The organism is Hyunsoonleella jejuensis (genome assembly GCF_900111025.1).
GTDB lineage: Bacteria > Bacteroidota > Bacteroidia > Flavobacteriales > Flavobacteriaceae > Jejuia > Jejuia jejuensis.
The window spans coordinates 1,451,350-1,474,846 of the sequence record NZ_FOFN01000001.1 but is presented as its reverse complement, the minus strand read 5'-3'; the positions used below and the strand labels follow the sequence as shown (position 1 = coordinate 1,474,846).

Annotated in this window: 20 protein-coding genes; 10 read left to right on the top strand and 10 right to left on the bottom strand. The window is 35.8% G+C overall.

Translation table 11 applies throughout. The features are described from left to right. Window positions 1–8: 8 nt before the first annotated feature. From BMY39_RS06355 to gyrB, 3 genes are all read right to left on the bottom strand, one after another. Window positions 9–935 (bottom strand): malate dehydrogenase, encoded by a 927-nt coding sequence (locus tag BMY39_RS06355; RefSeq protein WP_092577278.1) that lies wholly within the window; start codon window positions 933–935, stop codon window positions 9–11. Window positions 936–1,161: 226 nt separating this feature from the next. Next, window positions 1,162–2,199, bottom strand: a complete 1,038-nt coding sequence (locus BMY39_RS06350; protein WP_092577275.1) for a DUF6588 family protein — start codon at window positions 2,197–2,199, stop codon at window positions 1,162–1,164. A gap of 155 nt (window positions 2,200–2,354) precedes the next feature. Further along, a complete protein-coding gene (gene gyrB, locus BMY39_RS06345) occupies window positions 2,355–4,304 on the bottom strand; it encodes a DNA topoisomerase (ATP-hydrolyzing) subunit B (RefSeq protein WP_092577271.1) in 1,950 nt (649 codons plus the stop codon). A 397-nt stretch (window positions 4,305–4,701) separates the two neighbouring features. Between gyrB and BMY39_RS06340 the strand changes: the two genes are divergently transcribed. Further along, on the top strand, window positions 4,702–5,970 hold the full coding sequence (locus tag BMY39_RS06340) for a hypothetical protein (protein WP_092577269.1): 1,269 nt from the start codon (window positions 4,702–4,704) through the stop codon (window positions 5,968–5,970). Window positions 5,971–6,001: 31 nt separating this feature from the next. On the opposite strand, the gene BMY39_RS06335 is transcribed toward BMY39_RS06340, so the two are convergent. After that, window positions 6,002–7,021, bottom strand: a complete 1,020-nt coding sequence (locus BMY39_RS06335) for a dipeptide epimerase (protein ID WP_092577780.1) — start codon at window positions 7,019–7,021, stop codon at window positions 6,002–6,004. A 233-nt stretch (window positions 7,022–7,254) separates the two neighbouring features. Here BMY39_RS06335 and BMY39_RS06330 point away from each other — a divergent pair, with 233 nt between their 5' ends. From BMY39_RS06330 to BMY39_RS06310, 5 genes are all read left to right on the top strand, one after another. Continuing rightward, entirely contained in the window at window positions 7,255–7,524 is a 270-nt protein-coding gene (locus BMY39_RS06330; RefSeq protein ID WP_177176556.1) for an Asp-tRNA(Asn)/Glu-tRNA(Gln) amidotransferase subunit GatC, read from the top strand. A 2-nt stretch (window positions 7,525–7,526) separates the two neighbouring features. Beyond that, complete coding sequence (locus BMY39_RS06325) at window positions 7,527–8,927, top strand: amidase family protein (RefSeq protein WP_092577265.1); 1,401 nt, start codon at window positions 7,527–7,529, stop codon at window positions 8,925–8,927. A gap of 88 nt (window positions 8,928–9,015) precedes the next feature. Then, window positions 9,016–12,351: a bifunctional amidotransferase subunit GatB/aspartate--tRNA ligase AspS gene (gene gatB/aspS / locus BMY39_RS06320; protein WP_092577262.1), complete on the top strand. Its 3,336-nt coding sequence runs from the start codon at window positions 9,016–9,018 to the stop codon at window positions 12,349–12,351. Window positions 12,352–12,396: 45 nt separating this feature from the next. Continuing rightward, the gene (locus BMY39_RS06315) at window positions 12,397–12,795 is read left to right on the top strand and encodes a DUF2721 domain-containing protein (RefSeq protein ID WP_092577259.1); all 399 of its coding nucleotides are present in this window, start codon (window positions 12,397–12,399) and stop codon (window positions 12,793–12,795) included. A gap of 119 nt (window positions 12,796–12,914) precedes the next feature. After that, the gene (locus BMY39_RS06310; RefSeq protein WP_092577256.1) at window positions 12,915–14,111 is read left to right on the top strand and encodes an MFS transporter; all 1,197 of its coding nucleotides are present in this window, start codon (window positions 12,915–12,917) and stop codon (window positions 14,109–14,111) included. 115 nt (window positions 14,112–14,226) lie between these two features. On the opposite strand, the gene BMY39_RS06305 is transcribed toward BMY39_RS06310, so the two are convergent. Then, window positions 14,227–15,462, bottom strand: a complete 1,236-nt coding sequence (locus tag BMY39_RS06305; RefSeq protein ID WP_092577252.1) for an ABC transporter permease — start codon at window positions 15,460–15,462, stop codon at window positions 14,227–14,229. Between the two features lie 9 nt (window positions 15,463–15,471). Here BMY39_RS06305 and BMY39_RS06300 point away from each other — a divergent pair, with 9 nt between their 5' ends. Beyond that, window positions 15,472–16,758, top strand: coding sequence for an exo-beta-N-acetylmuramidase NamZ family protein (locus tag BMY39_RS06300; protein ID WP_092577248.1), 1,287 nt, complete (start codon window positions 15,472–15,474; stop codon window positions 16,756–16,758). A gap of 255 nt (window positions 16,759–17,013) precedes the next feature. Here the strand turns inward: BMY39_RS06300 and BMY39_RS06295 are convergent, their stop codons facing one another. The 5 genes from BMY39_RS06295 to BMY39_RS06275 all read right to left on the bottom strand — a co-directional run bounded on the left by BMY39_RS06295 (window position 17,014) and on the right by BMY39_RS06275 (window position 20,443). Continuing rightward, entirely contained in the window at window positions 17,014–17,850 is an 837-nt protein-coding gene (locus tag BMY39_RS06295) for a sterol desaturase family protein (RefSeq protein ID WP_092577244.1), read from the bottom strand. Between the two features lie 136 nt (window positions 17,851–17,986). Further along, the gene (locus tag BMY39_RS06290; RefSeq protein ID WP_092577242.1) at window positions 17,987–18,481 is read right to left on the bottom strand and encodes a YkgJ family cysteine cluster protein; all 495 of its coding nucleotides are present in this window, start codon (window positions 18,479–18,481) and stop codon (window positions 17,987–17,989) included. Between the two features lie 89 nt (window positions 18,482–18,570). After that, window positions 18,571–18,768, bottom strand: a complete 198-nt coding sequence (locus tag BMY39_RS06285) for a hypothetical protein (RefSeq protein WP_092577239.1) — start codon at window positions 18,766–18,768, stop codon at window positions 18,571–18,573. Between the two features lie 121 nt (window positions 18,769–18,889). Next, window positions 18,890–19,690 carry a TIGR00266 family protein gene (locus BMY39_RS06280; protein WP_092577762.1) on the bottom strand — a complete coding sequence of 267 codons (801 nt, stop codon included), beginning with the start codon at window positions 19,688–19,690 and terminating at the stop codon, window positions 18,890–18,892. A gap of 300 nt (window positions 19,691–19,990) precedes the next feature. Next, window positions 19,991–20,443, bottom strand: coding sequence for a DUF4442 domain-containing protein (locus BMY39_RS06275; RefSeq protein WP_092577236.1), 453 nt, complete (start codon window positions 20,441–20,443; stop codon window positions 19,991–19,993). A 154-nt stretch (window positions 20,444–20,597) separates the two neighbouring features. Between BMY39_RS06275 and BMY39_RS06270 the strand changes: the two genes are divergently transcribed. From BMY39_RS06270 to BMY39_RS06260, 3 genes are all read left to right on the top strand, one after another. Next, entirely contained in the window at window positions 20,598–21,044 is a 447-nt protein-coding gene (locus BMY39_RS06270) for a DUF4870 domain-containing protein (RefSeq protein ID WP_092577754.1), read from the top strand. A 212-nt stretch (window positions 21,045–21,256) separates the two neighbouring features. Then, on the top strand, window positions 21,257–21,598 hold the full coding sequence (locus BMY39_RS06265) for a PadR family transcriptional regulator (RefSeq protein WP_092577232.1): 342 nt from the start codon (window positions 21,257–21,259) through the stop codon (window positions 21,596–21,598). Then, the gene (locus BMY39_RS06260; RefSeq protein WP_092577229.1) at window positions 21,595–23,397 is read left to right on the top strand and encodes a PspC domain-containing protein; all 1,803 of its coding nucleotides are present in this window, start codon (window positions 21,595–21,597) and stop codon (window positions 23,395–23,397) included. Before BMY39_RS06265 ends, BMY39_RS06260 begins: the two co-directional genes overlap by 4 nt. Window positions 23,398–23,497: the final 100 nt, after the last annotated feature.

Genomic DNA, 23,497 nt, shown 5'->3' with positions numbered 1-23,497 from the left:
CTACTTGCTTATAATTCTAATAATCCATTAGTCTTAGAAACACCTTCTGCACTAGCTTTCATATGTGCTTTTTCGGCATCACTTAAAGGTACATCCACAATTTTTTCAATACCATTACTTCCTAAAATAACAGGAACTCCAATACAAATATCATTTAAACCATATTCACCTTCGAGCAATGAAGAACACGGAAACATTTTCTTTTGATCGCAAGCTATTGCTTGAACTAAGGCACTTACAGCTGCTCCAGGCGCATACCAAGCAGATGTTCCTAATAACTTTGTTAATGTAGCACCACCAACTTTAGTATCTGCAGCAACTTGCTCTAAACGATCTTCGCTTAAAAACTCAGAAACTTTAATGCTGTTTCTTGTAGCATGACTTGTTAACGGTACCATACCAGTATCGCTATGACCTCCTATTACCATACCATCAATATCACTTATTGGCGCTTCCATGGCTTCTGCTAATCTGTATTTAAAACGTGCAGAATCTAATGCTCCACCCATACCAATAATTTTGTTTTTCGGTAAGTCTGTAGTTTTGTGTACCAAATAGGACATCGTATCCATTGGGTTACTCACCACTATGATAATGGTTTCTGGTGAAAACTCGATTAAGCTTGAAGATACAGTCTTAACAATACCTGCATTAATACCAATTAATTCCTCTCTAGTCATTCCTGGTTTACGAGGAATACCAGAAGTTATTACGCATATATCACTATTTGCTGTTTGAGAATAATCGTTGGTTACACCGGTAATCTTAGTATCAAAACCATTCAAAGATGCGCATTGCATTAAGTCCATGGCCTTACCTTCGGCATACCCTTCTTTAATGTCTAATAACACAACTTCCGATGCAAAATCCTTTATTGCAATATATTCGGCACAACTTGCACCTACTGCTCCTGCTCCAACTACGGTAACTTTCATAATTTTATGTTTAGATTGTTTTTATTAAATTTTAACATCACAAAGATAAAACTGGCAACTGCCTTATTTTATGATTTTCGTCATGCAAAACTACTCAAATTATAAACTACTACCAATTGAAATACAAAAGAAAAAAGTGCAACGATTTAACGTTACACTTTTAACTAAATTAAATAAAAACTAACTAAAAAAACTAAATAATTATTATGAAACTATTAAGGTATTCCTATCTAAATCCGAAATTTATACCAACTGAAAAGGCATTAAACTCAGATACATGATATTCAGCATTAAGTCTGAAAAAACCTAATTTTAATTTTGTCCCCACTGTTCCTCTCACAGCCGAAACTTCGCTTGATACTGAAAAAGGGTCTACAATGGTTTCAGAAAACAAAGGACCGCTTGAAACTGTGTATGATCCCAATAAATCCGACTCTGACTTACCTTTGATATAACCTAAACCACCATAAAAATTAATAATAGGTAATTTCGTAGAGGCAATCAACTGAAAAAGCCATGTGTTGGTACTATTTTCTAATCTTTGATTCTGCCCACTTATGCCTGAAGAATCTGTTAAGTCGTAAGATCCATCTAAATGTGTATAAGCTACTAAACCAGAAATGGCAACAGGTAACAATTTATCTGCTGGCAACCATTTTGTAAAATCCAGTTGCAATCCGGCACCGTACATGCTCAAATCAACTTCATCTGTATCAATTTTTGGTACAAAACGTGCTTTTATCTCTATGCCTTTACTTAAACCCAACGCACCTTGTAAAAAAGCTGTTGGTAATAAATTAGCAGTATCAGATCCTATTCCACTAGGAAGTGTAATTGTTTCTTGTTGTTCACCAAGTATAGGGTCATCATAGGTAATAATGATATCAATATTAGGATCGTTTTCACCTAAAGCTGTAGCAACAGACTTAGATGATGATGGATCAGCAAACGTAATGGTAAAGTCTTGATCTGGATCACTGTTATAGTCTGCAATATTCATTTGAAAAGACTGATGATCGTCTTGAATTATTGAAGCATTTGCTATAATTGAAATTTCAAAGCCGCCTAAAGGTTTAGCGTTTGCAGTATTAAACCAATTGGCATTCATACTATGCATCAAACCATTGGTTCCAGGCATTAAGTAATCGTTAGCAAAACGTTCAGCATTATTTACACCAGCCGCTAATAAAGCATCAAGATCGTTTTGCGCTTTTGAAACTTGTGTAACAAAGATTAGCGCAATAAATAAGGTTAATTTTTTCATTATAGTTAATAGATTTGGTCATACAAATGTATAAAAAAAACGATATTAAATAACATTTTATCGTTAAAAAATGCTTTTTATCGATTTTAATAGATAAAAAAATAGCCTTGATTTATAAATCAAGGCTATTTAATAATATGAAATCTTAACTATTTCTACGCATCAATATTCGCATAAATAGCGTTCTTTTCAATAAACTCTCTACGCGGCGGCACTTCATCACCCATAAGCATAGAGAAAATTCTATCAGCCTCCGTGCCATTATCTATTTGTACTTGGCGCATGGTTCTATAGTCAGGATCCATGGTTGTATCCCATAGTTGTTCTGCATTCATTTCTCCTAGACCCTTATAGCGCTGAATTTTTGCACCATCACCATATTCGGCAATAATGTCGTCGCGCTCTTTATCGCTCCATGCATATTGCTTCTTAGCGCCTTTCTTTACCAAATATAGAGGTGGCGTTGCAATATAAACATGGCCGTTCTCAACCAACTCACGCATATACCTGAAAAAGAAGGTCAATATCAATGTGGCAATATGGCTACCATCAATATCGGCATCACACATTATAACAATTTTGTGATAACGTAATTTTGAAAGATTCAAAGCTTTACTATCTTCTTCTGTACCAATAGTTACACCAAGCGCAGTGAAAATATTTTTTATTTCTTCATTCTCAAACACCTTGTGCTGCATTGCTTTTTCAACATTCAGAATTTTACCCCTAAGTGGTAAAATGGCTTGAAAGTTTCTATCTCTTCCTGCTTTTGCTGTACCTCCCGCAGAATCTCCCTCAACAAGGTATAATTCACATTTTGTTGGGTCTTGCTCAGAACAGTCACTTAATTTTCCTGGCAATCCGCCAATGCTCATCACAGTTTTACGCTGTACCATTTCACGCGCTTTTTGGGCTGCATGACGCGCTTGTGCCGCCAAAATCACTTTTTGCACTATAATTTTGGCATCATCTGGATGCTCTTCCAAGTAATCTGTTAACATTTCAGAAACAGCTTGACTTACGGATGCTGAAACTTCACGATTACCTAATTTAGTCTTCGTTTGCCCCTCAAATTGAGGCTCTTGAACTTTTACAGAAATAATTGCCGTTAAACCTTCGCGGAAATCATCACCTGCAATATCAAACTTCAATTTATCAGTCAACCCTGATGAATCGGCATACTTTTTTAACGTATGTGTCAATCCACGTCTAAAACCAGACAAATGTGTTCCACCTTCATGAGTATTAATGTTATTTACATAAGAATGTAAATTTTCGGCATAAGAGGTGTTATAAATCATAGCAACCTCAACAGGTATATCATTTTTTTCGCCTTCAAAAGCTATTACATCTTTCATTAGAGGCTCTCTGGTAGCATCCAAATATTTGATAAATTCCTTTAATCCTTCTTCAGAATGAAATGTTTCTCCCTCAAAAGAGCCGTCTTCTTTTTTTGAACGTTTGTCTACAATATGTATCGTAATACCTTTATTCAAATACGCTAACTCACGTAATCTACTTGCCAAGGTATCATAGCTATATTCTAAGGTTTGCGTAAAAATTGTTGGGTCTGGCTTAAACGTAACCATAGTTCCTCTTTTATCCGTATCTCCAATGGATTTTACAGGATAAAGGGCTTTACCGCGTTCATATTCCTGCTCCCAAATCTTCCCATTTCTATAAACCGTCGCTTTCAAATGCTCAGATAAGGCATTCACACAACTTACCCCCACACCATGTAATCCACCAGAAACCTTATAGGAATCTTTATCAAATTTACCTCCAGCACCAATTTTGGTCATTACGACTTCAAGTGCAGAAACGCCTTCTTTTTTGTGTAAATCTACTGGAATACCTCGTCCGTCATCTTCCGTAGTGATTGAATTATCTTCATTTATGGTTACCGTAATATTATCACAATGACCCGCAAGCGCTTCATCTATAGAATTGTCTACAACCTCATAAACTAAGTGGTGCAATCCTCTAACCCCAACATCACCAATATACATTGAGGGACGCATGCGCACATGCTCCATTCCTTCCAAGGCCTGAATACTATCTGCCGAATAATTGTGCTTATTAAATTCTTCTTTTGGCTCGCTCATATTTATATTTTATCTTATTTTTGGTTTCATTCTTTTTCACAAAAAAAGATGCGATTAAGCATCCTTCTGAATACAAACAAATATACGAAATCCAAACGCATTTTAGGATGTTTTACGACAGTTTATCTAATAATTATCAACAATTGTTAATTACCTAAAACCTCCTTAAAACAACTAAAAAGTGCCTTAAATTGGATTTTGGGTGTTTTTTATCAAATTATTAAAACCAAAAAACTACTGAATGCCTCTGAGGCTTTATTTTGAGTATAACCCATAGCTTATTTTACTCGAAAAACGCAAACGTTATAGTGAAAAAAGCGTTAAAATTATGACACATGTCACATTATGATGAAACAATTGATAATACTTTTGCTTAAAATTTAGAATAAATTTTAAAATGAAATTAGAAATAAAGAAGATATTAATATTAGCCATTATTTTTATTTTAATAACTCCAGCCGCTACATTTGGACAAGATAATGATGCTTTTAAACCCAAGATTAATTGGAATATTACGTCACAGATATGGTTTCGATACTCTGATTTGAACGAAGGTTCAGTTATATACGAAGAACCAGCCTCAGAATTTCTAGATATATCAATTAGAAGGCTACGCATTCCTGTATCCTCACAAATAACACCTAATATTTTTGCCTACGCCATTTTTGGTGGCAACAATTATAATTTTAAAAACAAAACCATCTCCCTTGAGGTTCTAGATTTATATGTTGAATATAAATTTGCTAAATTCTTAGAAGTTGGGGTTGGTAAATCTGGATGGCAAGGTTTAAATAGGTGGAATATTCGTTCGGCTAAAACGATGATGGGACTAGACACACCGTTGTTTACTTTAAACTCTGTTGAAAAAAATGATGATTTAGGACGTTTATTTGGAGTGTGGTTGAAGGGACAAGTTGGAAAGTTCGATTACAGGCTTGCGTTTAACAGACCTTTTGCGGTTACCAATATACCAGATAACGAAGTGAATTTTTCAAACGGCAAGCCTAGAGTAAAAACATCTTCCTACCTAAAGTACCAATTTTTCGAGATTGAATCCAACAAATCTGCTTACCATGCGGGTACATACATGCAAACAAAGAAAGTATTTAATATTGGTGCAGGGTTTCAATATCAAGAAAAAGCCATGAGCGACGGAGACGCACAATCACCAAGTACTACATTTTATGATGCAAACCATTTTGCGGCAGATTCGTTCTTAAATCTTCCTCTTACAAATGGTAACGCCATAACCGCTTATTTAGGGTATTTCGATTATGATTTTGGAAAGGACTACATAAGAAATGTTGGTGCCAATAACCCCACTACTGGAGGTGGCACAGACTTTAATGGCGCTGGTGTTGCTTTTCCTATGATTGGTACTGGTACCACTTGGTACACGCAATTTGGATATGCTTTTAAGCAGACAGAAATTTTAAGTCAGTCCATGATTATTCAACCAAATATTGCTATACAACACTCAAATTGGGATGCTTTAGAGGATGCCATGACGGTTTATGACTTTACCATAAACTTCTTAATAAATGGTACCCACAATAATAAATTTAGTTTAGGCTATCAACATCGTCCTATTTTTGATGCTGTGTCTTTCAAACAAAAAGATTATAAGGGAATGGCTATACTACAATATCAAATTTCAGTGAAATAAATTATAACTCGTCTAAAAGGTACTTCACTTTTCAATTTTTCATCCTAACACCAGATCCATAATCGTCAGGATACAAAATATTGCCACTTTTAAAGCGCACTCCTTCGGCGATGTCATTTTTTAAAAGCAACGAGCCATCTGCATCTAAGTAATCTAAAAGCGGCGCTAATTGGGCTATATTAGAAATACCAACAGAAGATTCGGTCATGCAGCCAATCATTGTTTTTAGTTGATATTTTCTGGCGTTTTCTATCATTTGTAATGCAGGTGTAATACCTCCACATTTCATCAGTTTTATATTAACACCATGAAATGCCTTTGCACATTTTTGCACATCTTCCAGTTTTTGGCAACTTTCGTCTGCAATAATGGGGAGTTTACATTTTTTCTTTACATACGTCATGCCTTCCCAATCATTTGCTTTTAAGGGTTGCTCTATAAATTCAACACCCAAACCTTTTAAAACTTCTGATTTTTTGATGGTTTCTTCAGTTTCCCATGCACAATTGGCATCAATACGAAAAACAGAATCTGTTACGCTTCTCAAAGCTTTCACGATTTCCAAGTCATGCTCAACACCCAATTTAATCTTATAAATAGGCCATGGATTTTCCTTGATTTTTGACTGCATTACAGAAATCTCATCAATTCCAATAGTGTAATTGGTTTGTGGAAGTTTTAGTTCGTTTGTGCTCCAAAAACTTCTTAAGGTGCTCCTTTGCAATCTTGCATAAAAATCCCAATATGCACAATCTATGGCGCATAACGCAAAATAATCATTACGAAGTATAGGTTCCAGCTGTTTCCATAAATCTTTGGGATGTAATCCGCTACTTGCTTCAACAATACCAAAAACGCTTTTTACGGATGTTTCCAACCCTTCAATTGTACTGCCATAATAAGGGTTTACAGTAGCTTCGCCATAACCAGAAATAGCTCCGTTTGAGATGCAAACTATAATGGTATCCTGTGTACTCACCGTATACCTCGAAATACTAAAAGGGTATTCCAACTGAAGTTTGCAATGTGTTGTAGTGAGCTTAATTTTCATTCTAAAATTGTGAAAAACACTTAAAATTTGTGTGTTTGTAAACTTTAGCATCTCAAACACACTTTCAATATTACTATAATTCCATTGCTTTTCTATACAAATTGACAACAAAATTGCTAATATTTTGAATATTCCAAAGCAATAGAAATACGCAACCAACTTTGCGGCCCTAAACCCTTATTCTGCATAAAAACTTTTGTAATTTTACCTGCTTAAATTTTTAATAAAAAGACATGAGTAAAATTATGACAGTCGACGTTTTGTCGAGTATTAAAGGAGCGCAGCCATCCGAGACTGTGAACAAGTTATTTGAAGTGATTAAAAATGCGAATACATCAAATGATAACTCTTTTAATAATCATCATAATAATTGCGTGTCTTTAGATGATTTGAGAGATGACGTTGTGATAGATAGTTCTGCAACAGAAAAACAAATCATTATTGAAAACTTTCCGAAGGAAAAAAACGGCTATTTAGTAGTTTCTAAAGTAATCGAAGAATAGTTATGGAGTCCCAAATACATAAAATTCATCAGCAATTGATGGATAAAACATTTACGTGTACACAGCTTATACAAGAAAAATTAGAAGCCTTAAAACCAAACACGCATAACACTGTAAATTCCTTGTTAGATGAATTAGCATTGGAATTAGCGGCGAAAGTTGATGCTAAAATTGAAAACGGTGAAACGCTTGGGATATTAGAAGGCATTCCGTTTGGAATTAAGGATGTATATATGCTACAAGGTACTTACACCACGGCGAGTTCTGATTTATTGAAACATTACAAATCGGCATATACCGCCACTGCGATTCAAAAATTACTAGATGCTGGTGCCATTCCTGTAGTTAAAGAAAACTGTGATAGTTTTGGACATGGATCGTCTAGTGAAAACACCATTTTTGGAGCGGTTAAAAATGCACTAAACCCAGATTTGGTTGGAGGTGGTTCTAGTGGAGGTTCTGCAGTAAACGTAGCTTTAGATTATACAGTATTTTCCATTGGTGGCGACACAGGCGGCTCAATTCGTCAGCCGGCAGGTTATAATGGCGTTTATGGTTTAAAACCAACTTACGGTCGTGTTTCACGATATGGCCTAATGGCTTATGCATCGTCTACCGATTGTGTGGGACCGATTGCAAAATCTATTGAAGACGTTCGTATCGTTTTAAATGTAATGAGCGGAAAGGATATAAAAGACCAAACCACATATGAATCTAAAGTTATTTCGGAAGCTCACCTTTTAAATACTGAAGCCGTAAAAACTGTTGGATATTTTAAGAATTTCATTGAAAGCGAAGCAATTGATGACCAGATAAAATCTGATTTTTTAGCTACAATTGAAAACATTAAAGCGAAAGGCATTACTGTAAAACCACTAGATTTCTTTGATGCCAACACCCTTGTTTCTACATATTATACTTTAGCTATGGCCGAAACTGCGTCCAATCTTTCACGGTTAGACGGCACGAATTATGGCAATCGAATTGAAGGTGAAAATTTAAAGGAAACGTATATGGTTACCCGATCTGAAAATTTTTCAGAGGAAACCAAACGCAGAATTGTTGGTGGTAATCAGGTATTATCTCAGGGCTTTTCAGATGAAATTTATTTAAAAGGTTTGAACCTGAGAGACCAGATTATAGCAAATTTTGAAGATGATTTTACAAAAGTTGACATCATCGTTTCTCCCGTAACACCAAGCACGCCTCCTAAAATTGGAGACAGTTTAAAAGACCCTATGGCCATGTATTTATCAGATGCTTACACGGTTGGGTTTAGTTTGGGAGAGCTCCCTACGTTAACTGTACCCCAAGGCACTGCCACTGGTTTACAAATTACTGCTGCAAAAAATAATGACGAACTCGTTTTGAAGTTTGCTAACTTCTTAAAAGACACGATATAATGAAATATACATTATCGATATTTTCATGCAAATCACTAGTACTTGAGTGTATATTGCATCTGTCATCTAAAAAATTAATTTCTATCAGATGAAACTGGAGCAATTAAACGAGCAACTTAAAAAGCACGAACTAGAGTTAGTTATAGGTCTGGAAACCCACGTGCGCCTAAATACAAAAACGAAATTATTCTGTTCTTGTGCAAATGAGGAAACAGAAACACCAAACCATAATATTTGTTCAGTTTGTACGGGGCAAATGGGCGTGTTACCTGCTATTAATAAAGAAGCAATCACAAAAGCCATTTACTTTGGAAAAGCCGTAAAATCTACTTTTGAAAATGATGTCATTTCTTGGGATAGGAAACATTACGAATATCCGGACAACCCTAAGAACATACAGATTACGCAATTTCACAACCCGATAATTCCTGACGGACAAGTATCGTGTTTTCGTAATGACGGTTCTCAATTTACAGTCAATCTAACCCAAGTGCATATAGAGGAAGATGCAGCAAAATTAATGCATGAGAAAAACGTCTCGCTAGTAGATTTTAATAAAGCAGGTGTTCCACTTATTGAAATTGTGACTGAGCCTTGTATTCGTCATATCGAAGATGCTTCAATTTATGCACAATATGTGCAACGCATTGTTGAAAATTTAGGAATTTCCGAAGCAAACCTTGAAAAAGGAGAGTTTAAATCGGATGTTTCGGTGTCACTTCGTAAAAAACGGGATTATACTTTAAATCCTCGTACCGAAATTAAAAACCTCAACTCTTTCAAATTTATGGTTGAAGCCCTAAAGGAGGAAGTTGAAAAGCAACTCAATTATTATTTAGAGCATAAAGAATTTAGACCAGACCAAACCACCGTGTTGTTTGATGCTGACTTAAAGCAGACAAAAACTATGCGTAAAAAGGAGTTTGAAGCCGATTATCGTTTCATCTCCGAGCCCGATTTACCTTTTCTAGATATCAAAAACGTTGTAGAGTCAATCGATGTAGATATCAGTACATTGCCATTTGCTGTGGAATCTATTTTGATAAAAGGTGGTGTGTTGCCTCAAGACGCTAAGTTCTTTACGGCAGACCCTCTGCGTTCTAAAACATTTATGGCCATAAACGATGTTATAAAAGACCCTTCTTTTGTTGCAAAAACATTAGTTAACAACATTGATGCTGAAGCTTATGGTGATATTCACAGAATAGAACATCTTATTGAAATTTTTCAACTGTTTAAAGACGAAAAAATTACTTCAGTATTAGTTCAAAACGCCATTACATCCTATCTAAAAGATAGAAGCTTCGATTATAACAAATATTTTGAAGATAACACCATTTCTGAATCCCAAATAGAAAATGCCATTGCAAAGGTTATTTCTGAAAATGATGCCATTTCCAAGGATATTAAAGCTGGAAACCAAGGAAAGGCCGGTATTCTTGTTGGGAAAGTTATCGGCATTATCGGAAAAGGCGCATCTGGAAAAGTAATTCGTGAGCGTATTTTAGCGCAATTAGCTTCTGATGCCCCAACTAGTTTAAAAACTGAAGCAGACAATAAACAGACTACAAAATCAGATGTTGTAAATCAAACTTCAGAAGAAGAAAAACTCCCAGAAGTTCCACTTGTTATTAAAGAGCAATATCGCACTCATAAAGTATCACAATTAAACGAAGCTTCAATTTCTAAAAAAGTCACCTTGGCAGGTTGGGTTGCTAGTGTTAGAGATCATGGCGAATTAATGTTTATTGATTTACGTGATTCTAGTCATGAAATCTTTCAAGTACGTTTAAGTAGGGAATCCTTTCCAAATCTTGATGACTTGGTAAAGTTAAAACCAGAATCTGTAATTACAGTTACTGGAGAAATTGTACAGCGTAAAGCTGATGATTACAATCCATCATTAAGAACAGGGACTATAGAGTTAGAAACCTCAGAATTGGATATTCTAAATTTATCCAAAACATTACCTTTTGAAATAAAACGTGCTCACAAATCAAACGAAACAGTACGCTTTCAATATAAATATTTAGACCATAGAAATGATGATGTACGTCGCGCGATAGTAAATCGCCATAAGGTGATTAAATTGATGCGAGACTTACTGGACGCGCAAGAATTTCTAGAGGTGGAAACCCCTATTTTAACTGCTGGCACCGATGAAGGCGCAAGAGAATTTATAGTACCTACGCGTAAAAAAGCAGGTTCGTTTTACACATTACCACAAGCACCCCAACAGTTTAAGCAAATTTTGATGGTAAGCGGATATGAAAAGTATTTCCAAATTGCCAGATGTTTTAGAGATGAAGATTCTCGTGGTGATAGACAACCAGAATTTACTCAGTTAGATATTGAAATGGCTTATGCCAGCATGCAGGATATCATTGATTTGAACACAACTATGTTCAATGAAATTGTGACTAAAATCTATGGCAAGAAATGGATTTTACATCCGTTTGAAGTGTTGACGTACAAAGAAGCCATGGATTATTATGGGTGCGACAGACCAGATTTACGTTTTGGGTTAAAACTTCAGGATATCACTGATATTGTAAAAGACACAACCTTCCAAGTCTTTAGCAAACCTATTGATGATGGTGGCATCGTAAAATGTATTAGAGTTTCGGCCGAAGAACAAGGTAAAAAGCGTTTGTCTAAAGGGCAAATTGAAAAATTGACTGGCATTGCTCAAAGCAATGGTTTAGGCGGATTAGCCTATATTATAGTTAATGAAAACGATTTACAATCGCCTATAATCAAGTTTTTAGGTGAAGACATTGCCAAAAACATCATTAAAACTACCAATGCACAAGTTGGTGATATTGTATTCTTTTCTGCGGCCGATTATGACACTGCAAATAAAGCATTAGATGCTGTACGGCAGGAATTAGGCGCCATGTTGAAACTGATAAACCCCAAAGAATTAAGACCTGCTTGGGTGGTGGATTTCCCTATGTTTGAAAAAACCGATGAAGGTCATTGGACGTTTACACATAACCCCTTCTCCATGCCAGCGGTGTATGATATCGAGAAGCACATTAACGGAAAAGAAGATGAAATTGGCACCATTATCGCCCAACAATATGATTTAATATTGAACGGTTATGAAATTGGCGGTGGCTCAGTACGTGCGCACAAACCAGAAATTTTAGAAGCTACATACCGCAATATGGGGTACAACAAAGCCGAAATGATGAAAAGTGTTGGCACCATGTATAACGCGTTTCATTATGGTGCACCACCACACGGCGGTATTGCATGGGGTGTAGACCGACTGATGATGATTTTAGAGAAAAAAGCATCTATTAGAGAAGTGATGGCATTCCCAAAAACAGGAACTAGCGAAGATTTATTATTTGGTTCTCCTTCTCCTCTTTCTGATAAAAAAGTGGAGGAAATGAATGTAAAGGTGATTCGGAAATAATTAAGGAATTTAGCTCACTATAATCTACATTATCAAAAAAATTATATGGAAGAATTAACTTTAACCACGCCTGCCTTATTGTTTTCGGCAATATCCTTGATAATGCTAGCCTATACAAATAGATTTTTGGCCTATGCTGCCACCATTAGAAGTTTACATGATAAATACATTCAGAATAAAGATTCGGTATTGATTGCCCAAATTCAAAATATAAAAAAACGATTATACCTCACGCGTTCTATGCAAATTCTAGGGATTTCTAGCTTGTTACTTTGCGTACTCACCATGTTTTTAATTTATATTGAACAACAGACCATTGCAGTTTGGGTGTTTGGGGTTGCCCTTATTTTACTGATTGCTTCGTTAGGGTTTTTAATTTTAGAAATACAGATTTCCGTAAAAGCTTTGGAGCATCATATTAGTGATATTGAGGGAAAGGAATAGGTTTAAAACCAACTTTATTTTGTAAAATATTTCTTATATCTTCGTTTAACGGCGGATTTAAATAAGTTAAAAACGAGGCATATCCGTTAACCCATTGTGTGCAATTTGAAAAACTATGAGTGAAACAGTCTAAGTTAATACTTCCAATAATCGTAATCTCTCAGTTTTGTTGCACATCACTTTGGTTTGCGGGGAATGGTGTGATGAGCGAATTTATAGTAAGTTTTAATCTTAAAGCCAGTGCTCTAGGGCACTTAACATCAGCCATACAATTCGGATTTATTTTGGGTACGTTGATTTTCGCAATTCTGACTATCGCTGACCGCTTTTCACCATCAAAAGTGTTTTTAACCTGTGCTTTACTTGGTTCCGTATTCAATATTGGGATAATATGGGAGGAAAACAGTTTAGTAAGTATACTTTCACTTCGTTTTATTACTGGCTTCTTTTTAGCTGGCATATACCCAGTCGGCATGAAAATAGCCGCTGACTATTATGAAAAAGGACTAGGTAAGTCACTTGGTTTTTTAGTTGGTGCATTGGTTGTTGGTACTGCATTCCCACATCTAGCAAGGGAAATAACTGAAGCTTTTACATGGAAATCTGTACTCTTTCTTACTTCATCTCTTGCCGTAATAGGTGGTTTATTAATGCTGATAATGGTTCCCGATGGCCCGTACCGAAAACCTGGAAATCAGTTAAACATATCAGCATTTTTTGACGTATTTCGGAATCGAAAATTTCGCTCTGCAGCCTTCGGTTATTTTGGCCACATGTGGGAGCTGTATGCCTTTTGGGCCTTTGTACCTATCATATTAAAGACATATGAAGTAGAACATCATCAAGTAACATTCAATATTCCACTATTATCTTTCATTATTATAGGAGTAGGCGGATTGTCCTGTGTATTAGGAGGATATCTCGCACAAACAGCTGGAATTAAACGAACGGCACGTATAGCATTAATCTTATCATGTGGATGTTGCCTCGTTTCACCGTTAGTCTTTTTGACTGATTCTCAAAGCCTGTTTATTGGTTTTCTAATTTTTTGGGGAATGGTTGTCATAGCTGACTCACCTCTTTTCTCAACCTTAGTGGCTCAAAATGCATCAGCAGAAATAAAAGGAACCGCACTTACGATTGTAAATTGTATTGGTTTCTCAATTACAATAATTAGCATCCAGCTTCTAAACCTATTGCAGGATTCAATTAACTCAACGTATATTTATACTATATTGGCATTAGGACCAATTTTAGGTTTATTAGCATTATACGAAAAGAAAAATGTAACTGTACACAACAGTACGTATAGTTAATTGCTTGGGTTTCTCTGTAACACTCGGAAAATTCCCCGAATTTCCCACAGACTTGTCACCTTTTGCTATGTTTATTCGCAGAGCAACCAACCATACAAAAACATGTTAAACGAATCTACTCAAACCGAATTGCCTTCACTGGAGAAATCTTAGTAATAATGTAAGAAGGCACCAAAAGCATTAATAAACACAGTACAAGTGTACCAATATTCAATCCTAAAATATACGTCCAGTTGATATACACTGGTGCTTCCGTAACATAATACACACTTGGATCTAACGGAAAGAGTTTAAAGTATTTTTGAGCAAACAAGAAGCCTAAACCTAATACATTACCCCAAAACAAACCTAAAAGGATTAAGTAAGACGCATTGTATAAAAACAACTTTCTAATACTCCAATTGGAACTTCCCAAAGCTTTTAAAATACCTATCATTTGGGTACGTTCTAAAATTAGTACTAATAGTGCAGTTATCATATTGATGCCTGCTACCAAAATCATAATACCGATAATACCATAAATATTTTTATCAAAAATCTTCACCCATTCAATAATGGAATAAAACTTTTCGTTGACGGTTGATGTATTTAAAGTTGACGGTGTATTTTGATAAATCTCTACGCCCATGCGTTCTATCTCATCATAATCGTCTATGAATACCTCAAAATTGCCAATTTGGTCTTCATCCCATTTGTTGATACGCTGAATATGCCTTAAATTTCCAATAAGATACTGCGCATCAAAATCCTGAAATCCTGAGCTATAAATTCCAACAATCTTAAAACTGATGATGTTGGGTGGTTTTTCAGTATCGTCTTTCAAAAAATACATTTGAAATTTGTCGTTCAAGGTAAAACCTAGTCTATCTGCTAGATATTTGGAAATCAACACTTCTTCGCTCCATTTTTTTTCAAAAACAGGCAGTCTGCCTTCTACTAAAAACTCTTCGAAGTATTTCCAACTATAATCACTACCAACGCCTTTTAAAATAGCACCTTCGAAGTCGGTTTCAGTACGAATTACTCCAAATTTTGTTGCCACAGCTTGAATATGGCTTACCCCTTCTACCGATTTAAATTCCGGATAAAACTCTTGGTTTTTAGAAATTGGCACCAAACTTTCTTGCGAGGCATTACTATCGTAGTTTGTAATGGTCGCATGCCCATTAAACGCCACCACTTTATCACGTATTTTTTCTTGTAGGCCAATACCTGTTGCAATGGCAATCATCATCACTACCATACCAATTGCAATAGCAGCAATACCAATTTTTATTATTGGTGCCGAAATGCTACTTTTATACGCTTTACTACCAATAATGCGTTTTGCTATAAAATACTCGTAATTCAAACTTCTGTGATGACTTTTAAAGATGTTTTCAAAAATACAGTTTTCCCATTAATAATTGGGGTGGTTTTAGTGCTGATTTCTTGTGGGAATGTGAAGAAGACTGAAGAGAAGAAGAATGATGCGATTCCCAGTTTTACTAGGATTGACAGTACGCTTGTTGTTGGTGCAAATCAAACTGAATTGTATGTACCGCTTTTAAAAGGCAAGCGCGTTGGTATTGTTGCGAACCAAACTTCAGTGATTTTTAAATCGGTACCTATGGCTGCCGAAGGCACTAATTTAGATGCTGCCATAGACCACGACTATACGCATTTGGTAGATTCTCTTTTGAATTTAGGTATTGCTGTTAAAAAAGTGTTTTCCCCAGAACATGGGTTTCGTGGAAAAGCTGATGCTGGAGAATTGGTTGAGGATGGTGCAGATATCAAAACCAAACTCCCCATTGTATCGCTACATGGCAAAAACAAAAAACCGACCAAAGCGCAATTGGAGGGTTTAGATATTCTGGTATTCGATATTCAAGATGTTGGTGTTCGATTTTACACTTATATTTCTACACTGCACCATGTTATGGAAGCTTGTGCAGAACAAAATATTCCTGTTTTAATTTTAGACAGACCTAACCCCAATGGACATTATGTGGATGGTCCTACTTTAAAAAGCGAACATAGTAGCTTTTTGGGTATGCACCCGATTCCTTTAGTACATGGCATGACCATTTGCGAGTATGCCAAAATGATTAATGGTGAAAAATGGCTGGCTAATGGCTTACAGTGCGATATCACGGTTATTCCCGTTAAAAACTACACACACGATACCTTTTATAGTTTACCTATACGGCCTTCACCAAATTTACCGAATGACCAAGCTATTAGGCTATACCCAAGTCTTGGTTTGTTTGAGGGCACTACGATAAATGCTGGTCGGGGTACAGAATTTCAGTTTCAACGTTATGGCGCGCCGTATTTAGACAAGACGGTTTTGACATTTGAGTATACCCCTGTTCCTAATTTTGGTGCGAAACATCCAAAGCATAAAAACACCCTATGTTATGGTGAGGATTTAAGAGATGCGACCGTTGAAGGCATGACACTAAAGTGGGTTATTAAGGCTTACAAAAATGCTACGGACAAGTCTTTGATGTTTAATACAAAGAATTTCACGACACATGCTGGCACCGACGTACTACAGCAGCAGATTGAACAAGGGATGAACGAAACTGAAATAAAAGCAACATGGCAGGCGGATTTGGAGGTATATAAGAAAATAAGAGCAAAATATTTGATATACGATTAGTTATCGATAGTTCTGCTAAGTTTATCTAGGTACGATTTCTAATAAAATTTGAAAGGACTGTACCTGACAGGTTGAAGTGCTGGGGTGAAACTACGTTTGCTGATAAGTGCATTAGGGATTGTAGTGGAAAGCCCACAGCCCGACGCAGGAGGTGCGAGGACTTGCAGCCCTTCGACGGTGCTCAGGATAAACTCAAGCCCGACCCACCTGCACTGAGCTTGTCGAAGTGTTGCGGGTAACGCCCAAATAAAAAAATTAGCCATCGGCATCCATAGTAGGTTTTTCATATTTCTGGAACGGTTGTTTTAACAACTCTAGAATATTACCGTTCTTGGTTTCATCTGGAAATACATCAACGCCATAGACAATTTTGTCTGCATCTAATTTCATGTAAGTACCCAACAACCTATCCCAAACTGAAAAAATATTTCCGTAGTTAGAATCGGTATAGGGCAAACGATAATGATGGTGAACTTTATGCATATCTGGAGAAACTACTACGTAGCTTAAAAGAGTATCTAAGCGTTTGGGTAACTTTATGTTGGCATGATTAAATTGGGTTGCCACTACCGACATGGACTGATACAACATCACTAAGGCAATAGGCGTACCAATAATAAAAACGCCAATTAAGGTAAATATATAACGAATTACACTTTCTAACGGATGATGGCGGTTCGCGGTTGTGGTATCTACATTATGATCGGTATGGTGTACTAAATGCACCATCCACAGTGGTTTAACCTTATGCTCAATGTAATGCGGAATGTAAGCTCCTATAAAATCCATTAGCAGTAAACCAACAACAACGTATAGCCATAGCGGCATTTCCGGCAACCAATTTAAAATTCCGAATTCATTGGCTATTACCCAATCTGCAGACTTTAAAAGCAAAAACGCCAGGGGTAAATTCACTAAAATCGTAGTTAGCGTAAAAAAGATATTAGGTACCGCATGTTTCCATTTTTTATAGGGCTTGCCAAACAAGGGCATAATACCTTCAATTATCCAAAACAAGGTTAAGCCTCCTACAATTATGATAGCTCTATGGTGTGATGGAATGGTTTCGAAGTAATTTAATAAGCTTTCCAAAGTTGAAATTTTCTTCTAAAGATAAATAATCTGGAAAACTCTCGCAAAGCCAGAACTATCTCTAGCGGCATTCATTTCAGATTCATTATTCTGAGCATTTATATGAGGTCTAAAAAACTGTGCTTAACACTGCGAACTAGATTTTTACGCGTTCTTTCATTGCTTCTACAATATTGAACGCGGCTGGACAAATTGCCACATTCTTTAGCGTGAGACTTGAAATTTGTTGAAACTTTTTTCTATCGGTATGCGGAAATTCGCTGCATGCCTTAGGACGCACATCGTAAATCGCACAGTAATTATCTGCTCCTAAAAATGTACATGGCACACTTTGCAACACATAATCGTTATCTTCATCTACCCTTAAATACTGTGCAATGAATTGCTGTGGTTTTAGCTTGAAGAATTTTGCAATACGCTCAATGTCCTTATCTGTAAATAAAGGCCCTGTGGTTTTGCAGCAATTGGCACATTCTAAACAATCGGTGCGTTCGAACTCTTCGCTGTGCAATTCCTGCATCACATAATCTAGATTTTTTGGAGGCTTCTTTTTAAGCTTTGCGAAAAATTTTTTGTTTTCGTTATGCTTGTCTTTGGCGTGCTTTGGGAGATTGTTTATAATGTCTTGCATGATATAAAATTAATATTTTATCACACAAAACCCTAAAAGAACTTTAGTGAAAGGTAAAAATTAAAAAAGCGACCTGTTGGTCGCTTTTCTTATGGTTTTAAATAAATCATGCACTGATTTAAATCGGGGTTTTGCTGTACAAGAGAAAGAATATAAATTTTAAGCTCTTCTATCTCGTAAGGCAACAATCTTTTAACTGCCTTTTGTACTTCTCTGCAAAACAATGTCGCGTCAAAACTCACTTTCTCTAGTACAGTTTTGGTGTACTCTAGCATTGCTCTTGCCATTTTTGTGTTAGGGTTTTAGGTTTGTAAACGTAGATTTAATTAATAGGCTTTGTTTTAAATTAACGCCTAAATTTAAATAAAAATTGCAAAATTCTACTACTTTAATAGGATTTTAACAATGTTAAAATCTATTATCGCCATCCAATAAATCGCCTAAACCTCCTAAAATACTGCCTTCTCCTTTACTCTTACCTCCTGCTCTTGGGGCAGATGCCAAAACTCTACCTGCAAGTCTGCTAAACGGTAAGGATTGCACATAAACTGTTCCTGGACCTTGTAATTTTGCAAAAAACAAACCTTCGCCTCCAAACACAGTGTTTCTAATACCTCCGATAAACTCAATATCGTAATCTACGGTTTGGTCGAAACCAACAATACATCCTGTATCTACTCTTAGTGTTTCTCCTGCAGCTAATTCTTTTTTGGCCATGGTACCACCAGCATGCACAAAGGCCATACCGTCGCCTTCTAATTTTTGCATGATAAAACCTTCACCACCAAATAAGCCTCTTCCCAATTTTTTAGAAAATTCTATACCAACACTTACGCCTTTTGCTGCACAAAGGAATGCATCCTTTTGACAAATAAACTTACCCCCAAATTCGGTTAAATCTATAGGGATAATTTTCCCAGGGTAAGGTGAGGCAAATGATACGTTACGCTTACCTACTAAAGTGTTATAAAACGCCGTCATAAATAAGCTTTCTCCAGTAAGGATGCGCTTTCCTGCACCAAGTATTTTTCCTAAAAAGCCAGAGTCTTTTTGAGAGCCGTCCCCAAAAATGGTTTCCATTTTAATACCATCGTCCATCATCATAAAACTGCCTGCTTCTGCTACTACACCTTCGTTAGGGTCTAGTTCTATTTCTACGTATTGCATTTCTTCTCCGTAAATGCGATAGTCTATTTCGTGTGCTGTCATATTATTGTTCGTTGTTAAGTTGTTTGTTGTGTATTCGTTTATATGTTGATTTGTTTTGGGTTTTGTTACAAAGTAATTAAAATTCCAAAAACCAAACACTAAATTCGGATACCAAGCAAATTCTATTTCTTAGGGTTTACACATTAATCTGAACCTTATAAAATAGGGCAAAATCTGTGTATTTCTAAAGTTTTTATACATTTTTTACAATAACCCTTAAGCCTTAAAAACCCTGTATCAAAGACGTTTAGTATCAAAAAAAGAGTGAATCTACTGAATACTGCGACTGCAAACTGCCTACTATTTTAATTTTACACTCCACTCGAAATTAAAGGTGGACACCTCAACACCATCTTCGTTAACCCCAACAGATTTCATCCAAATAGTTTGTCCCTCTCCTGTTTCAATGGCTTTTTGTAAAGCTTCGTCAATTAAATACCCATCATTGCATGTAAATACAATTCTACCTGTTGCTTTTTTTGTAAATGTGGCATTATTTGAAGTAACCAACATTGACATACGCTTACCAGATTCTTGAATTTTCCCAATCATTAATGCACCTGTTGAGAGTTCTGCCGCCATTCCTTGCACCGCCCAAAACATAGATTTGAATGGATTTTGATTGATCCATCGATGCTTTACTGTTACTTCACATTTTTCATCTTGTAAATATTTTACACGCACACCGCATAGGTAAGCCGAGGGCAACTTAAGCATGCTAAAAGCATTTAATTTACTGGTAGTCAGATTCATATATCATTTGTTTATTTTACGAAGTTATGAAATTATTTCATTGCTTAAAATGTTAAAAAAATGTTAATTATAGTACTATGTGTAACACAGTACCTTTTTTTAGACATATATTTGCATAAGAAACTATTATATGTTTTTAATCAATCAAAAAACCATGTTAGATAATCATCAAAAAAACATCGCTACTTTTATTCACTTATCTACCTTTAGTAGATTCGTTATTCCATTAGGAAATTTTCTTGGACCATTAATATTATGGACCATCAATAAAGATAAATCTGAATTTATTGATCAACACGGTAAGCAGATTTTAAATTTTCAGATAAGTATTTTTCTTTATGCTATTATTCTGGGCACACTTACTATTCCGTTTTTTATTTTCAAAATATTTAGCGGTTTGGATTTTATAGAGTTTAACGGATTTCATGATTTTCATATCTCAATGGGAAAACCTTCGCCTTTACTTTATGTTGGTGGTGGTTTAGGCGTTTTAGCAGTTATCGCATTTATTATTGAATTGGCTTTAATTGTTATTGCCAGTTTAAAAGCTAGAGATGGTGAGTTGTATAAGTATCCGTTTACTATTAATTTTTTAAAATGAAAGCATATAAATATATAGACGTTACTGCGTTAGGGATTGAGGCATTTGTTGAAGCTCCTCGCAGAGAGCGACTGCCGAAAGCCCGACCATTTGCCCTGAGGTACTCGAAGGGTGTGGTAACGCCATAATAACATTATTATAAGAAATTTCATCAATCAATCAATCAATCAATCAAAAAATGAACAGTTTTACAACATTAAAGGAATGACACTATGAAGATAGAAAACACAAAAGCACAAATGCGTAAAGGCGTTTTGGAGTTCTGCATACTATCGGTCTTAAAGGACGACGATGCATACGTTGCAGAAATTTTACAAACGCTAAAAGACGCAAAGTTGCTAGTAGTTGAGGGTACTATTTACCCTTTACTAACGCGACTTAAAAACGCAGGACTCTTAAATTACAGATGGGAAGAAAGTACCTCTGGACCACCAAGAAAGTATTATGGTTTAACCGAAACTGGTAAATTATTTTTGAAGGAATTAGATACTACTTGGAACGAATTACGTAACGCAGTAAACATTGTAACAAGCCAAAAAACAACAAAGAAATGAATAAAACAGTCAACATAAATTTAGCAGGTATCTTTTTTCATATTGATGAGGATGCGTACCTAAAATTACAACGCTATCTTGAGGCTATAAAACGTTCATTTACAGACTCTCAAGGTCGATCTGAAATTATTGCCGATATAGAGGCACGTATAGCTGAACTCTTTAATGAGCGTGTGCAAAACGATAAACAAGTGATACGAATTGCCGAAGTAGACGAGGTGATTACCATTATGGGACAACCTGAAGATTATCTGGTAGATGACGAGATCTTTGAGGACGAACCTCAACAGTCGTATTATAGAAAATCGGCACCTACCAAAAAACTTTACAGAGATACGGACAACTCCTACGTGGGTGGTGTATCAGCTGGTTTAGCGCACTATTTTGGTGTGGATGTAATTTGGATTCGCTTAGCTTGGATTCTTTTATTAGCTGGTGCTGGTACTGGTGTGTTGCTTTATATTTTGCTTTGGATTTTAGTACCTGAAGCCAAAACGACAGCCGAAAAAATAATGATGACGGGAGAGCCTGTTAACATTAGTAACATTGAAAAAAAAATAAAAGACGGGTTTGATACGGTAACTGAAACTGTAGGTGATGTCGCCAAAAATGTATCGGATTCTGTTTCTAATGCTGCAAAAAAAGTAGACGTGAAAAAAGGAGCAAACTCCATTAAATCCTCTTCTAGGACATTTTTTGAAACACTAGGAGATGTCATCATGTTCTTCTTTAAAATATTTGCCAAATTTATAGGTGCTATTTTAATGTTTGTTGGTTCGGTTACTGTTATTGCACTCATAATATCGCTATTTACTGTTGGAATTTCAGATGCCGTAAATGTACCAGGTTTTGATATAGTAGATGCGGCTAACGCAGCAAATACGCCAATATGGCTAGTATCGCTGTTGGTACTTTTTGCCGTTGGTGTACCGTTTTTCTTCCTAGCGTATTTAGGATTGAAAATTTTGGTAAACAATTTGAAATCTATTGGTAATGTTGCAAAATTCTCGCTGTTTGGATTATGGCTTATCGCGGTAATTGGCCTTATAGTATTGGGAATTAAACAAGCAAGTGAACATGCTTTTGAGGCAAATGTTGTACAAAAAGAGCAAATACATATTACCGCCAAAGACACCGTTTTCGTGAAAATGGTTGGTAATGACAATTATTATAGAAATAAGCGCGGGTATTTATACAGAGACTCTAATGGTTTTAAAATTGTACCTGATGAAAACGACGAAAAAATAATCTATTCGTCTGATATCAGATTAATTGTACGCTCTACAAAGGATTCTTTAGCAGCTTTAAGTATAGAAAAAAAGGCTGAAGGCAGTAGCTATTCTGTAGCTAAAAAACGGGCTGAAGCAATTAATTACGGTTACGCTTTTAACAATAACGAACTGCTGCTGGATGCATACTTAACCACTGATTTTGAGAACAAGTATCGTGACCAAGAAGTAGAGTTGATTTTATATTTACCCGAAGGATCTGTTCTGTATGCTGATGACAATACGTATTCTTTTCATAGAAACACATCGTATTACGATGACATATTGGACAATGGCCAGGAAGAGCATTATTTAAAAATTTTACATAACGACACCAAATGTTTGGATTGTAATAACGATACTTTTGAAGTGAACGTTAATGCCGAAGGCGTTAAAATTAACGGAGACGGTATTGAAATTGAAGACGGAAACGATAAAGTAAAAATAAACAGTAATGGTATAAAGGTAGAATCAGACGACGTAAAAGTAAACATTGATCGCAGTGGCATTGATATTAAATCTGATAATTAACAATTCATCATTAAAAAATAACAATTCGGAAATCAATTCTTTATAAACAATAGAATAAAAAAGATATTTGAAATATAAATAAATTACTAATCATCAATCA

What these genes read in the sequence shown, in the direction of transcription:
- BMY39_RS06335 (WP_092577780.1), bottom strand. Translation starts at nt 7,021, where the DNA reads ATGAAAATTAAGCTCACTACAACACATTGCAAACTTCAGTTGGAATAC.
- BMY39_RS06300 (WP_092577248.1), top strand. Translation starts at nt 15,472, where the DNA reads ATGACTTTTAAAGATGTTTTCAAAAATACAGTTTTCCCATTAATAATT.
- gatB/aspS (WP_092577262.1), top strand. Translation starts at nt 9,016, where the DNA reads ATGAAACTGGAGCAATTAAACGAGCAACTTAAAAAGCACGAACTAGAG.
- BMY39_RS06275 (WP_092577236.1), bottom strand. Translation starts at nt 20,443, where the DNA reads ATGAATCTGACTACCAGTAAATTAAATGCTTTTAGCATGCTTAAGTTG.
- BMY39_RS06355 (WP_092577278.1), bottom strand. Translation starts at nt 935, where the DNA reads ATGAAAGTTACCGTAGTTGGAGCAGGAGCAGTAGGTGCAAGTTGTGCC.
- BMY39_RS06330 (WP_177176556.1), top strand. Translation starts at nt 7,255, where the DNA reads ATGAGTAAAATTATGACAGTCGACGTTTTGTCGAGTATTAAAGGAGCG.
- BMY39_RS06260 (WP_092577229.1), top strand. Translation starts at nt 21,595, where the DNA reads ATGAATAAAACAGTCAACATAAATTTAGCAGGTATCTTTTTTCATATT.
- BMY39_RS06280 (WP_092577762.1), bottom strand. Translation starts at nt 19,690, where the DNA reads ATGACAGCACACGAAATAGACTATCGCATTTACGGAGAAGAAATGCAA.
- BMY39_RS06325 (WP_092577265.1), top strand. Translation starts at nt 7,527, where the DNA reads ATGGAGTCCCAAATACATAAAATTCATCAGCAATTGATGGATAAAACA.
- gyrB (WP_092577271.1), bottom strand. Translation starts at nt 4,304, where the DNA reads ATGAGCGAGCCAAAAGAAGAATTTAATAAGCACAATTATTCGGCAGAT.
- BMY39_RS06315 (WP_092577259.1), top strand. Translation starts at nt 12,397, where the DNA reads ATGGAAGAATTAACTTTAACCACGCCTGCCTTATTGTTTTCGGCAATA.
- BMY39_RS06285 (WP_092577239.1), bottom strand. Translation starts at nt 18,768, where the DNA reads ATGGCAAGAGCAATGCTAGAGTACACCAAAACTGTACTAGAGAAAGTG.
- BMY39_RS06350 (WP_092577275.1), bottom strand. Translation starts at nt 2,199, where the DNA reads ATGAAAAAATTAACCTTATTTATTGCGCTAATCTTTGTTACACAAGTT.
- BMY39_RS06340 (WP_092577269.1), top strand. Translation starts at nt 4,702, where the DNA reads ATGAAATTAGAAATAAAGAAGATATTAATATTAGCCATTATTTTTATT.
- BMY39_RS06290 (WP_092577242.1), bottom strand. Translation starts at nt 18,481, where the DNA reads ATGCAAGACATTATAAACAATCTCCCAAAGCACGCCAAAGACAAGCAT.
- BMY39_RS06265 (WP_092577232.1), top strand. Translation starts at nt 21,257, where the DNA reads ATGAAGATAGAAAACACAAAAGCACAAATGCGTAAAGGCGTTTTGGAG.
- BMY39_RS06270 (WP_092577754.1), top strand. Translation starts at nt 20,598, where the DNA reads ATGTTAGATAATCATCAAAAAAACATCGCTACTTTTATTCACTTATCT.